General features: G+C 66.1%; 10 protein-coding genes. 8 read left to right on the forward strand and 2 right to left on the reverse strand.

Annotated elements, in window-relative coordinates; translation table 11 throughout:
* Window positions 1-39: 39 nt before the first annotated feature.
* A complete protein-coding gene (locus N5C91_RS30110; RefSeq protein ID WP_279834055.1) occupies window positions 40-1110 on the reverse strand; it encodes an AraC family transcriptional regulator in 1071 nt (356 codons plus the stop codon).
* A 112-nt stretch (window positions 1111-1222) separates the two neighbouring features.
* Between N5C91_RS30110 and N5C91_RS30115 the strand changes: the two genes are divergently transcribed.
* From N5C91_RS30115 to N5C91_RS30140, 6 genes are all read left to right on the forward strand, one after another.
* Window positions 1223-1822, forward strand: coding sequence for a TetR/AcrR family transcriptional regulator (locus N5C91_RS30115; protein WP_236198842.1), 600 nt, complete (start codon window positions 1223-1225; stop codon window positions 1820-1822).
* A 90-nt stretch (window positions 1823-1912) separates the two neighbouring features.
* Window positions 1913-3031: a YCF48-related protein gene (locus tag N5C91_RS30120; RefSeq protein WP_279834057.1), complete on the forward strand. Its 1119-nt coding sequence runs from the start codon at window positions 1913-1915 to the stop codon at window positions 3029-3031.
* Entirely contained in the window at window positions 3028-5412 is a 2385-nt protein-coding gene (locus N5C91_RS30125; protein WP_279834059.1) for an MMPL family transporter, read from the forward strand. Before N5C91_RS30120 ends, N5C91_RS30125 begins: the two co-directional genes overlap by 4 nt.
* Window positions 5413-5460: 48 nt before the next feature.
* Window positions 5461-7305, forward strand: a complete 1845-nt coding sequence (locus N5C91_RS30130; protein WP_236170585.1) for a DUF1302 domain-containing protein — start codon at window positions 5461-5463, stop codon at window positions 7303-7305.
* 15 nt (window positions 7306-7320) lie between these two features.
* Entirely contained in the window at window positions 7321-8661 is a 1341-nt protein-coding gene (locus tag N5C91_RS30135; RefSeq protein WP_279834061.1) for a DUF1329 domain-containing protein, read from the forward strand.
* A gap of 88 nt (window positions 8662-8749) precedes the next feature.
* Window positions 8750-10099, forward strand: coding sequence for a hypothetical protein (locus tag N5C91_RS30140; protein ID WP_279834062.1), 1350 nt, complete (start codon window positions 8750-8752; stop codon window positions 10097-10099).
* Window positions 10100-10290: 191 nt separating this feature from the next.
* On the opposite strand, the gene N5C91_RS30145 is transcribed toward N5C91_RS30140, so the two are convergent.
* Window positions 10291-11589: a DUF1254 domain-containing protein gene (locus N5C91_RS30145; protein ID WP_236198848.1), complete on the reverse strand. Its 1299-nt coding sequence runs from the start codon at window positions 11587-11589 to the stop codon at window positions 10291-10293.
* 496 nt (window positions 11590-12085) lie between these two features.
* On the opposite strand from N5C91_RS30145, the gene N5C91_RS30150 reads away from it, so the two are divergent.
* Together N5C91_RS30150 and N5C91_RS30155 are read left to right on the forward strand one after the other, a co-directional pair.
* Window positions 12086-12604 carry a 2,4'-dihydroxyacetophenone dioxygenase family protein gene (locus N5C91_RS30150; RefSeq protein ID WP_236198849.1) on the forward strand — a complete coding sequence of 173 codons (519 nt, stop codon included), beginning with the start codon at window positions 12086-12088 and terminating at the stop codon, window positions 12602-12604.
* Window positions 12605-12662: 58 nt separating this feature from the next.
* Window positions 12663-13685, forward strand: a complete 1023-nt coding sequence (locus N5C91_RS30155; RefSeq protein WP_236170580.1) for an NAD-dependent epimerase/dehydratase family protein — start codon at window positions 12663-12665, stop codon at window positions 13683-13685.
* The last annotated feature ends 28 nt before the right edge of the window (window positions 13686-13713 follow it).

The following is a 13713-nucleotide window of genomic DNA, read 5'->3' on the forward strand; positions in this document are numbered from 1 at the left end:
CATCTCGGCCCGGCGACCGTCGCCGATTCCGCGAGCCGGCTAGCTGCCGGTATGCCCGGCGCTGATGCTGCTGGCTGCCGGGTGACGTTCAGCCGTCCGGTTGCCGGCCTGCTTGCGGTAGCGTCCGGGCGATACGCCATACCAGCGCTTGAACGAACGGAAGAAGTTGCTCGGGTCGGAGAAGCCCAACTGGAAGGCGATATCCAGCAGCGGGCGGGCACTCTGGGTGACGTAGCCCTTGGCCAGGACGGCGCGGCGCTGATCGAGCAGGGTCTTGTACGAGGTGCCTTCGGCGAGCAAGCGGCGATGCAGGGTGCTGGGGCTGAGGTTGAGCAGGCCGGCGACGCGTTCGCGGGATGGCTCGCCTTCGGGCAGCAACTGTTGCAGCACATCACCGACCTGCAACGAAATCGATTGCTGGCGGCGTCGCTTGAGGCGCTCCTCCAGATGCTGGCGGTGGAGCTCGAAGACCTGGGGGTTGGCCGATGGCAGCGGCGCTTGGAGGTTGCGCGGCGACAGCTTCAGGCAGTCCATCGGGCTGTCGAAGCGGATCGGGCAATCGAACACGCGCCGGTACAGTTCAAGGTCCGACGGCGCCGCTTGCGGCCGGCGCAGGCACAGCTGGCGCGGGCGGAACCCGGGGCCGAGCACCCAGCGGCAGAACACCATGGTGGCGCCCAGCATCATGTCGTTGATCGCCTGGGGAATGGCATGCAGCTGTGGGATCACCTCCAGGCGCAGCGTGCCACCCTCCGCGTCGAGCGTGAGCTCACAGTCGGAAACGTCACTCAGCAACTGCTGGTAGCGCATGAGATGAGCCAGTGCGTCGGCGAGCGTCGGCGCGGCGAGCATCAGGTAACCGACCTGGTTCATGCAGCCGGGACGGAAGTCCTGGCTGGCGCGCAGGGCCAGCAGGGGATCGCCGGTGACTTCGCAGGCGAGCGTCCAGAAGCGGGCGATCTGGATGTGCGCAATGCTGGCGTTGCTGTCGCACAGCAGTTCCGCAGCAATGCCACTGCGGGCCAGCAGGTCCTCCACGTCGACGCCGCGCCGTGCGAGCGCTGGCAGCATGCCTTGGAACCATTGGGCGGACGCACTGGGCACGGTCATGAGGGGGCACCTGACGGGAGGAATTGGGGCGGATAATTGTACTTTCCGTACTTTTGTTCAGAATCCTATGCGAGGTATGATCGGGGCGTCAATCACCAGCCGATCGAATGCCATGCCTGATCCGAGAGTCCTGCGTAGCCGCCAGAAACTGGCCAATGCCCTGTTCGACCTGATCGGCGAGGGGCAGGCCTATCCACCCGCGGTGAACCTCGTGCTGGAGCGTGCCCGCGTGGCGCGGGCCACCTTCTATAGCCACTTCACCGACATGGATGCCCTGCTGGCCTGGGAGGTGGAGCGCCTCCTCGACGAGATTCAGTCCAGCATCGACTGGCAGGGGCAGGCGCAGGATGCTCCGTTCACCGGCCGGGTCGTGCAGGCCGTGCTGGGAAAGGCGCGCGAACAGACAGCGCTGTTCCGCCTGTTGCTCACCGGCGGCGCCGGGCCGATTCCCCTCGAGCGCTTCTACTCGCGTTTCTACGAGACCTCCCTGGCGCTGCATCGCCAGCGCTGTGCTGCGCAGAACATTACCCCGGCGATTCCGCTGGAGGTGATCTGCAGCAGCATCAGCGGCCAGATGATCGGCGTGCTGCGCTGGATGGTGATCCACCAGCCGGACGCCGATATCGAGCAACTGGTGGCGTGGATGCGCAGCATCTATCAGCAGGGCATGAGCCACCTGCTGATGCCGGCGGCTGACTCCCACGGACAGTGATTTGAACGGTTTGGACAGGTTCGCCGTCACGGCGAGCGCCATGCTGGGGCAGGAGGCGGCCAATGCCCGGTCCGCCATGAGGCTTCCCCCATGCACCTGTCCATCCTGTTTTCCGCGCTGCTGCTGGCCAGCGCCGGCGCGCTTGCGGCCCAGCCGCCGGTCGATCGCCTGGAGCGTCCGGCACCTGCTCAACCCAAGGCTGCGCAGCAGTCTTTCAACGACCTGCTGAGCCTGCCCGAAGGCTTGGTCGCGGTCGGTCGCGATGGCCTGATCCTGCAAGGCGATGGGCGCGGCAACTGGCAGCAGCAGGGCAGCCCTTCCAGCGTGCTGCTGACCGCTGTGCGCGGCCAGCCTGGCCAGGCGCTCTGGGCGACCGGGCACGATGGTCTGGTCCTGCGCCAGCTGCCGGGCAAGGCGTGGCAGCGCGTGCTCGATGGTCGGCAGATCAACCAGCTGCTGCAGGACTCCGCGCAGCGCGCGCTGCAGGCGGCCCAGGCCGCCAGCGATGCCGCGCCGGACGACAGCCAACTGCGCCAGCGGCTGGATGATGCGCAGTTCTATGCCGACGACGCCCAGGCCAGCCAGGACGCCGGACCTGCCCGTCCACTGCTCGACCTGTGGAGTCGTGATGAGCGCCGCAGCTGGATTGTCGGCGCCTACGGCGTGATGCTCGAAACCGATGATGGCGGTACCCGTTGGCGCCTGCTGGACAACCTGCCGAACCCCGAGCGCCTGCATCTGAACAGCGTGCTGGAAGCCGCCCCGGACGTCCTGCTGGTCGCCGGTGAAGGAGGGCGCCTGTATCGGTCCGCCGATGCCGGGCAGCACTGGGAGCCGCTGCGCCAACTGGGCAATGCATCGTTGTATCGGCTGATTCCGCTCGCGGCTCCGGGCGACGTGCTGGCAGTTGGCTTTGGCGGCTTCGTCGCACGCTCGCAGGACGCCGGTGTGACCTGGCAGAAGCTGCCGGTACCGGCCAAGGCCAGCCTGTTCGGCGGGACGCGCCTGGGCCATGGCGGAGTCCTGCTGGTCGGCCAGGGCGGCAGCCTGCTCTACAGCGACGACCTGCAGCACTTCCGCCTCTGGCGCGACCCGCAGCAGCGCGGCTGGATGGCGGCCGCTCAGCTCGCCGACGGCAGCATCGAACTGGCCGGACGCCAGGGCCTGCTGCAGCTCAACCGCCAGGAACTGCTGGAGCGCTTCCAATGAACATGCCGGTATCCCACCACGAGCGTCGCTTCATCGGCACCCTCGAACGCGTGCTGTTTTCCCGCCGTCCGCTGGTCCTGCTGGTGTTCCTGCTGGCCAGTCTCGTGCTTGCCTGGCAGGCCGTGCAGATTCGCCCGGACGCCAGCTTCAGCAAGATGATCCCGCTCAAGCATCCGTTCATCCTCAACTACCTGCGCTTCGAGGACATGCTCCGGCCGCAGAGCAACCTGCTCCGGGTGATCGTCGAGAACCCCAGGGGATCGGTGTTCGAGAAGGGCTTCATGGAGCGCCTGCGGGAAGTCAACGACGCGATCTTCTACCTGCCCGGCGTCGACCGCGGCAACCTGAAATCGCTGTGGACGCCCAACGTGTTCTGGCAGGAAGTCACCAGCGATGGCCTGCGCGCCGGGCGGATCATCCCGGATGGCTATGACGGCGCTGCCGCCTCGCTGGCACAGGTGCGCAGCAACGTCGCGCGTGCCGGCCTGGTCGGTTCGCTGGTGGCCAACGACGAGCGCTCGGCGATCATTCTCGTGCCGCTGCTGGAGGTCGATCCGCAGACCGGCCGGCAACTGGATTACGCCAGCTTCAGCCACGCGCTGGAAGCCAAGGTGCGCGAGCACTTCGATGGTGCGGACAGCCATATTCGGGTGGTCGGCTTTGCCCAGATCATCGGCGACCTGATCAGCGGGGCGGGGGTCATCCTGCTGCTGTTCTGCGCCACCCTGGCGCTGATCAGCGTGTTGATCTACCTGTACTGCCGCTGCTGGCGCAGCACCCTGGTGACCATCGCCACCTGCCTGCTCACCGTGGTCTGGCAACTGGGCCTGTTGCGCCTGCTGGGCGTGGGCCTGGACCCTTACTCGATCCTGGTGCCGTTCCTGATCTTCTCCATCGCCACCAGCCACGCGGTGCAGAACATCAACCTGATGGCCAGCGAAATGGCCACTGGCGCCACGCGCCTGGAGGCGGCGCGGAAGAATTTCAGCATCCTGTTCATTCCCGGCTCGATGGCGCTGATCGCCGACGGCATCGGCTTCGCCACCCTGCTGATCATCGACATCGGTGTGATCCGCCAGCTGGCGCTCTCCGCCAGCCTCGGTGTGGCGGTGGCCCTGCTGACGAAGATGCTGCTGTTGCCGGTGTTGATGTCGTATGTCGGCGTCAGCCCGCGCGGGCTGGCTCGGCAACGTCTGCGCGATGCCTCGCCGCGCCCGTTGTGGCGCCTGGTCAGCCGCGTGGTCCGGCCGCGCCCGGCGCTGCTCTGCGTGCTGGTCAGCGCCGGCCTGCTGGCAGGTTCGATGTACCTGGCGCGCGACCTGCAGATCGGCGACCTGGACCGTGGCGCGCCGGAGTTCCGCGCCACTGCGCGCTACAACCTGGACAACGCCTACCTGCTGCAGCACTACAGCACCAGCACCGATGTGCTGGTGGTGCTGCTGCATACCCCGGCCGAGCAATGCGCGCGCTTTGCGGCGGCGGATCTCGCCAGCCTGCTGGAGCAGCGCCTGCGCCAGGTGCCGGGCGTAACCCGAACTGACTCGCTGTACCAGCGCATGCGCCAGGCGATCCTCGCGCGCAACGAGGCCAACCCGAAGTGGGATGAGCTGTCGCGCGATCGCTTCGTGATGAACGCCGCCCGTTCCAGCGTTTCCAGCGAGTTCGCCAGCTCCGATTGCAGCAGCGTGCCGATCAGCGTGTTCCTCGCCGACCACAAGGCCACGACCCTGGCCGGGCTGGTGAAGGCCATCGAGGCGTTCAACGCGGAGTATCAGCTGCCCGAACACGAGCTGCTGATCGCCGGTGGCAACGCGGGTGTCGAGGCGGCGACCAACCAGGTCATCGAGGTGGCCAACCACCGGATGCTGGCGCTGGTGCTGGGCATCGTCGCGCTGATGGTCTGGTGGGAATTCCGCTCGCTGCGGGTGACGCTCAGCCTGGTGCTGCCGCTGTACCTCTCGGCGATTCTCTGCGAGGCGCTGATGGCGCGCATGGGCATGGGCGTGAAGGTCGCCACATTGCCGGTGATCGCGCTCGGGGTGGGCATTGGCGTGGATTACGGCATCTACCTGTACAGCCGCCTGGACGCCTTCCTCAAGCGCGGCCTGCCGCTGGAACAGGCTTACTTCGAAACCCTGCGCAGCACCGGCACGGCAGTGGCCTTCACCGGCTTCACCCTGGCACTGGGCGTCGCCACCTGGGTGTTCTCCAGTATCCGCTTCCAGGCCGACATGGGCCTGCTGCTGACGCTGCTGTTCCTCTGGAACATGCTCGGCGCGCTGCTGTTGCTGCCGGCGCTGGTGGCCCTGCTTTCCAGAGTCAGTCTTTTGAATCGCAAGGTCAGGGCAGGGGAGAAGGAGAGTCTGACAATGGTGCGGTGACCCGTTGCGCGGGCTCCACCAACACTAAAACAAGAAAGGTCTCCTTGCATGAACCGCATCGCTCATCGTCGGCGCGTCCCTGCGTTCCGTCCGCATCGTCTCGCACTGTTGATCGCCCTCATCGGCAGCCCGGTGCTGGCGGCCGAGTTCCAGCTGGGCGATATCCAGGGACGCGCGAACGGCAAGCTGTCCCTCGGCGCCCTGTGGAGCGCCGAGGATGCCAACAAGTCCATGATCTACCCGCAGAACGCCCAGGCCATCGGCCAGTCGTTCGACCCCAACGGCGTCGGCCGCAACAACGACGATCGCCGCCTCAACTACCGCGACAGCGGCACGCTGATCTCCACGCCGCTGAGCTTCATCGGCGAGATGGACCTGAAGTGGCAGAACTACGGCCTTTTCACCCGCGCCAAGGCCTGGTACGACTACCGCCTGAACCACGATGAGGTGCCCTGGGGCAGCTCCGCCAATGGCTACGACCACGGCGGGCGGCTGGACGACAGCCATTACGACGACCTCGCCAAGTTCCAGGGCGTGGAGTTGCTCGACGCCTATGCCTACGGTGATTTCCAGCTCGGCGACAGCGCCCTGCAGGTGCGCGGTGGCAACCAGTCGGTGAACTGGGGCGAATCGCTGTTCTTCCTCAACGGCATCAACAGCATCAACCCGGTGGATGCCGCCGCCCTGCGCCGGCCGGGCTCCGAGGTCAAGGAGGCGCTGGTCCCGGTGCCGATGCTCTACGGCAACCTCAGCCTGACCAGCAACCTGAGCCTGGAAGCCTTCTACCAGCTGCAGTGGCGCAAGTCGGTGCTCGAAGGTTGCGGTACCTACTTCGCCGCGGTCGACTACATCTCCGAGGGCTGCAACGCGGTGATGGCGCCCAATGGCGCGGCGCTGGCCGGCTTCGACGATGGCACGCGCCTGGAGAACGGCGCATACCTGCGCCGCGCGGGCGACAAGGACCCGCGCGACGACGGCCAGTTCGGTGTCGCGGCACGTTACTTCATCGATGAACTGGGCACGGAGGTGGCCGGTTACTACCTGAACATCCACAGCCGCACGCCGCTGATCGGTGCGATCAAGGCCAACCGCGCCAGCGGCGCCAGCTTCAGCCCGACGGACCTGGTGAACAATGCGCAGTACCAGCTGAGCTATCCCGAAGACATCCACGTCATCGGCGCCAGTTTCAACAGCAACCTGGCCGGCTGGTCGGTGTTCGGCGAAGTCAGCTTCCGCCCGAACCAGCCGCTGCAACTGCATTCGGGCGATCTCCTGGCGTCCTACGGCGGCCCGCTGGCGGGCAACCCGGCGTTCCTGCTCAACGACGATTTCCTCGCCACGCCCGCTGGCGGAACCAACGCCGGATATGACCGCTTCAATGTCGGAGCCGCCTCGCTGGGTACGCTGAAGACCTTCGGCAACGTGCTGGGCGCGGAGAACCTGGCGTTCACCGGCGAGGTCGCCTGGCGCTGGGCCAACGGCCTGCCCGACAGCGACGAACGCCGCTACGGCCGCACCGAGATGTACGGCTTCTCCCTGCTCGACGGCAGCTGCACCTCGGCGAGCAACCCCTCGGCGGCGAAGAAGGGCTGCACCGACAAGGGCTTCGTCACGTCCACCGCCTGGGGCATTCGCACCCGCACCCAGCTCAACTACGCGGACGCCTTCGCCGGCGTCAACCTCTCGCCCTACCTGGCGCTGGGCTACGACGTGGACGGCTGGTCGTGGGACGGCTCGATCATCGAAAAACGCGTGCAGGGCGCGCTGGGCGTGAAGGCTGACTACCTGTCGCGCTACAGCGCCGAGCTCTCCTACAACGCCGCCGGTGGCTCGCCGTACTTCCTGGGTGCCGACACCGATTTCATTTCCCTGAGCCTGAGCATGGGCTTCTAAGCCGGAGACTCCGACATGACCCGAACCCTGATCGCCCTGGCGGTAGCCTCGCTGCTCGCCAGCCCCGTGGCCTTTGCCAGGCTCGATGCCAGCCAGGCAGCGCGCCTGGGCGCCGACCTGACGCCCACTGGCGCCGAGAAAGCCGGCAATGCCGATGGCAGCATCCCCGCCTGGACCGGCGGCCTGACCCAGGCCCCGGCAGGCTTCAAGGCCGGCGGCAACTACGCCGACCCTTATGCCAGCGAAGCGCCGCTGTTCACCGTCAGCGCCGCCAACATGGCGCAGTACGCCGAGCTGCTCTCGCCGGGGCAGAAGGCGATACTCACGACCTTCAGCGACTACAAGCTGCCGGTCTATCCGACTCACCGCAGCGCGGCGCTGCCCGAGGCCGCCTACGCGGCTACTCGCCAACAGAGCCAGACCGTGGAGTTGCTCGCCAACGGCAACGGCCTGCAAGGCTACAGCGGCGCCAGCGTGCCGTTCCCGATCCCGAAGAATGGCCTGGAAGCGCTGTGGAACCACCTGGCGCGCTACCGCGGCAACGGCTGGGAAACCAGCTACGCGGAGTTCGCCGTGCAGGCCAACGGCAGCTTCACGCCGCTGATTCGCCGGCAGAAGCTGGCCCCAGCGAGCGCGGTGTCCGATGCCGAGCCCAATCGCCTGCTGTACTACATCACCTACCTGACCGCGCCGGAAAGCGTGGCCGGCTCGGCCAACCTGGTGCACGAGCCGCTGGACCAGGTCAAGGAACGCCGCCTGGCCTGGACCTACAACCCCGGTCAGCGTCGCGTGCTGCGCGCGCCGGAAATCGCCTATGACAACCCGCAGCAGAACTTCGACGGCCTGCGCACCACCGACATGCTCGACATGTACAACGGCGCGCCCGACCGCTACGACTGGACGCTGGTCGGCAAGCGCGAAATGCTCATCCCGTACAACACCTACAAGCTGCAGGACCACGCGCTCAAGTACGCCGACATCGTGCGTCCGGGGCACCTCAACCAGGACCTGCTGCGTTACGAGCGTCACCGCGTCTGGGTGGTCGAGGCGAAGCTGAAGGCCGGCGAGCGGCACATCTATGCCAAGCGCACCTACTACCTCGATGAGGACAGCTGGGCCATCGTCGCCGCCGACCTGTATGACGGCCGTGGTGAACTGTGGCGCGTACAGGAAGCCCATCCGATCCAGTTCTATGACGTGGCCATGCCCTACGCCCCCAGCGAGGTTTCCTACGACCTGCAATCGCGCCGCTACGGCGTGGTGGGGCTGCGCAACCAGGAAGCCGGCTACAACTTCAGCGCCCCCGCGCACCTGATGGACTTCAGCGCCAACGCGCTGCGCCGCATGGGCCGCTGAGCCCACTCCCTCACAACCCTCACCGCTGGGCGCCGGATGGCGCCCGGCCTGGCCGGGTGCGCCCGGAAACAATGGAAAGGAACTGCGTATGAAAGCTTTGATAAGCGCTGTCCTGCTGGCCTCCAGCGGGCTGATGGGCGTGGCCGGACAGGCCAGCGCGGCGGATGAGATCGGCGTGCCCGGGCCGCGCAACTGCTTCTTCAAGCATGGCCCGGTCAGCGGCGACCCCTATGCCAACGCCGCCTACCCGGATGCCGCTACGGCGTACTGGGCGGCGATGTTCAATACACCCGAAGGCGCCAAGCTGGAGATCAAGGGCCAGTTCCCGCATTCGCGCTACATCTCCTTCATCAGCTATGACGAGAAGGGCGTGCCCATCGAGTCGGTGGCCGACTACCTGATCAAGCCGCAGCCCGGCAGCACCAACCCCTTCGTCGCCGGTGCCGCGCGCGACGGCAAGCAGCGCGACTACCGCCTGACGGTGCTTAACCAGTCCCGCGATGCCGGCGAAGAAAGCATCGGCAAGCTCGAACAGGACGGCGCCGGCCGCAGCCTGCATGCGCCCACCAGCAAGGCCGGCCAGCAGATCGTGCTCTACCGCATCTACGCTTCCGACAAGGGGCTGCACCCCACCGGCGGCGTGGACGTACCCGTGCCGGTACTGACGCTCAAGGACGGCACCGTGCTCGAAGGCCAGGAAGCCTGCCAGGCCCTGCACGCCGAGCAGCCGCCACGTCTGAATGTCGCGGCGATCGGCATTCCCAAGTCGCAGTACCTGGCGCTGCTGAACCAGCCCGGCAAGCCCGATACGCACCCGGCCCAGGAAACTCCCGAGTGGCACATCCAGCTCGACCGCAAGGCGCTGATCGGCATGTACACCGGTGACATCGATCCCAACGCCCGGCGCAGCGAAGGCGGCTTCTTCCCCAACCTGGACAACCAGTACATCCGCACCATCATCAACACTCGCTTCGGCGACGTGCTGGTGATCCGCGGCAAGGCGCCGACCACCCCGACCACCTTCAAGGGTGACAAGCGCATGGGCAGCGGCGAGATGCGCTACTGGTCGATGTGCTCCAACCAGGGCTTCGCCAACACCCGCGTCAACGACTGCGTGTTCGACGAGAAGGTGCCGCTGGACGCCAAGGGCTACTACACCATCATGGTCAGCAAGAAGAAGGACCGCCCGCGCGTGGCCCACACCGAATGCGGCATCGCCTGGCTGCCGATCGCCGATGATGGCGACGGCGTGAAGGACCCCGACGTTGCCGTCGTGCAACTGCGCAACATGCTCACCTCGCCGGACTTCAAGCACGGCGTGAACAGCGTCGACAAGGACAGCGACATCGCCAAGGTGATGGGCGAGTACGCGCCGAAGGGCATGTACATGCAGCGCAACATCATCGAGACGGTCTGGACCTGCCCGAAGAAGTCCTGATCCCGGTCTCGAGTCCGCGCCCGGCAAGCGGAGCCGGACCTGCCAACGAAGGCCTCTGCCTCATCGACAACCGGTGATGCAGGGGCCTTTGTGCTTTTGCGCAGCGGGTGCGGGGGATTGTCAGGCTTGGCGAGGCGGGTGGCGCGGAGGAGGGGAAAATCCTGCCCCCGCGAGAGGGGCAGGACGCGTCGTCACTGTTTGACGACCTCGATGGCCGGGAACTTGTAGCTGCCCTGCTGCACCGCTTTGCTCGGGCCGTACAGGCGCATGATGATGTAGGCATCCTTCTCGGGGATCGGCAGGAAGTTCGGGTCGTTGGCGTCGCCCTTGGCGCTCAGCTCGATGGTGTAGTTGCCATCGGCGTCCGGCTTCAGCGTGCGGTCGCCACGGCTGTGGCGGTTGAGCTCGTTGTGCGCCATGAAGCGGTTGTCGGTGCCGTAGACGGTGAACGACCAGAACTGGCTGACGTCCGGCGCCTTGAAGGTCATGCGGTAGGACTTGCCGTTGGCGCCGTTGATCGGCTTGCCGTCGCTGCCTTTCACCGCCTGGAGGTAGGTGCTTTCTTCCGGCGGCAGCCCCCACTGGCCGAGATAGGTGCCCACGGCGAACAGGTCACGGGCGCCGTCGCCCAGTTGCTCGCGCGTGCCCAGCGACTTCTCGGAACTGGTCAAGGTCGGGCCGAGTTCCTTGATGTGCTTCATGCCCAGCTCTTCACCTTTCTTGGCGGCGGCCAGTTGCTCCTGGCTGAAGTTTTCCTTGCAGGGCTCCAGGCCTTCGGCCTTGTACTGGCTCAGCCACTTCTGGTCGGCCTTGCCCATGCTGCCATCGCACAGCACGAAGTTGACCCGCTGCAGCCAGTTGGTCTTCGCCGGGTCCGGGTAGGTGCGCTGCTTTTCCTTGGGGCCGCGCTCGCCCAGGTACGCCGAGAGCGTCCGCACGTTCCAGTCGTCCATGTACTTGAGCGCCACCTTGGTGTCTTCCGGGCCAGTGGCCATGATCCGTCCCATCAGCTTGACCAGGTTGGAGTCGACGCGGATCACCTCGTCGACGCTGCCCGGCACTTCGCCTTTCCAGTCCTGCGCGGCGAACATGAAGTGGCCGCCTTTGTTGCCGTGGGTGCGCGAGCCGATCATGGTTACCGTGTAGTGGCCCATGTCCATGGTGTGCAGGACCCAGTAACGGCCCTTGTCCATGTCCGGAACGCTGACGATCACCGGTTCCGCGGCGACGTCCAGCCAGCCCATCAGGTGCAGCGTGTCGTTGTTGATGGTCGGGTGGTCGGTGTAGGTGTCGTCGGCCAGGTGGCGGATGTTCTGGAAGCGATTGAGCGGCGTGTGGGTCTTGACCGCTGTCTCATAGAAGAACTTGTACGCCTCGTCGATGGAGTAACCGTAGAGGTAGGCGTCTTCGGCCTGTTTGTCGGATATCTGGGCATAGGCGGCGGGGATCGCAAGGGAAAGCAGGGACGCAGCGAAGATCAGCGGTTTCATGGACACTCCTGTTGTATTGCCTGGAATCTTCAGTACCAGTGGGGCGATCGACGGGGAATTTCCGGCTGAACGGAATGCCCATGGGCGGCAAATCAGACCGGGTCAGTGGAGTCTAGCCACAGGTTTGCAAGTTGCCGGGGCGCTTCTGTTGATTCGGATCGATCGCTATTCAGGTAGCACCGACCGTCGCGGGAAGTAAATGCTTGAACTGCGCTGGCGGGGCTGAATTTTCAGCTGGCACGAAAGGGCAAATCGACGGCGGCAAATGACAAGAAGGGCGCGCGGCAGCAGGCAACAATGCGGAGGGCAATGCCCGATCTGGTAGCCGGCTGAACGCAGCTCCGGCACGGCCTTGGCCACGGGCTTTCATGCTCTGCGCTGGCGGCAAATGCCAAGCGCCTGACGTGAAGTGACAATTCTTCGGGAGGGCGTCGCCGCAGTATGGCGACAGGGCGCAGAAGCCGCCCCGTCAATTGCCTGCCTGAGGAGAACAACAATGCCAATGCCCACTCCCGTCTTCGAGCACAAGGAACTGCTCACCCTCAACACCCGCGAGCTGCCGATCTACAAGGACGCCCTCGCGCCGTACTTCCCCGGTGTCGACGTACAGCCGCTGTACCTGGACCCGAACCTGGGCGTGTGGACTCTGCGGGTGATCTTCCAGCCCGGCGTGCGCCTGCCTTGCCACTACCACACCGGCCCGGTGCACCTGTTCACCCTGAGCGGCCAGTGGAACTACGTGGAATACCCGGACCAGCCGCAAACCGCCGGTTGCTACCTCTATGAGCCGGGTGGCTCGATCCACACCTTCAGCGTGCCGGCCGACAACACCGAGCCGACCGACACCGTGATGGTGGTGCATGGCGCCAACATCAATTTCGACCAGGACGGCAACTTCGTGAATGTCATGGACGCCACCGACATCATGCAGCTCATCGATCGCCTGGTGGCCGAGCGCGGCCTGGACCCGGCGCGCTATATCCGCCCCGGCCACGCAGGCTACAGCGTCGGCTGAATCCGGTAGGCGGGCGCCAGTGCGCCCGCCCTTCACGAACATTCCTGGAGCGTGCTCGATGGGCCATCCTGCAATGCCGGTCGGGGCACAGGGGCAAACCCCTGAAGTGCCGCGTTCGGTCTTCATCACCGGCGCCAGCGGCTTCATCGGCCAGGCGCTGGCCAAGCGGTATCGTGCGCTGGGCACCGAAGTGCGCGGCATGGACCTGCGCGCCGACCCCGCCAATGGGGTTGTCGCGGGTGACCTGACACGCCCGCAGCAGTGGGCCGAACAGGCCCGCGGCTGCGAGCTGTTCATCAATACGGCGGCGGTGGTGTCGCTGGCCGCGTCGTGGAAGCAATACCGCGAAGTGTCGGTGCGCGGCGTACGCAACTGCCTGGACGTCGCCATCCAGAGTGGAACCAAGCGTTTCGTGCAGTTCTCATCCATTGCCGCGCTGGGCTGGCAGTACCCCGAGCAGGCCGACGAGCGCTGCGACGTGGTCATCGGCGAGCAATACCGCTACGGCGTGGCCAAGGGCGCGAGCGAGCACCTGGTGCTGGCGGCCCACGCTGCCAGGGAAATCGACTGCACCATCGTCAGGCCGGGCGATGTCTACGGCCCCGGCTCGCGCGCCTGGCTCAGCGAGCCACTGAAGATGGCCAGGGCCGGCGCACTGATCCTGCCCAACGGCGGTTCCGGCCGCTGGACGCCGGTCTACATCGACGACCTGCTGGACGGCGTGATGCTGGCGGCGGGCCTCGCCCAGGGCAAGGGCCAGGTCTTCCACATCAGTGCGGCAGAGGACGTCAGCTGCAAGGAATTCTTCAGCCATCACTGGCGCTGGGCGGGCCGCTCCGGCTCGCCGCGCAGCCTGCCACTGGGCCTGGCGACGGCGCTGACCCGGGGCATCTGGGGCGTCAATCGGCTGCTCGGGCGGCACGACGAAGTCACCCCGGACGCCATGTACATGTTTTCCCGCACGGGCGGCATTTCCATTGCCAAGGCACGACAGATGCTCGGCTATGCGCCGAAGGTCAGCCTGGACGAAGGGCTGCGCCGCTCCGAAGCCTGGCTGCGCGAAGTCGGCCAACTGAGCTGATTGCTCATGCCGCCCATCGCGGTGGCCA

The sequence above is a fragment of the Pseudomonas sp. GD03903 genome, assembly GCF_029840045.1.
Lineage (GTDB): Bacteria > Pseudomonadota > Gammaproteobacteria > Pseudomonadales > Pseudomonadaceae > Pseudomonas > Pseudomonas pseudonitroreducens.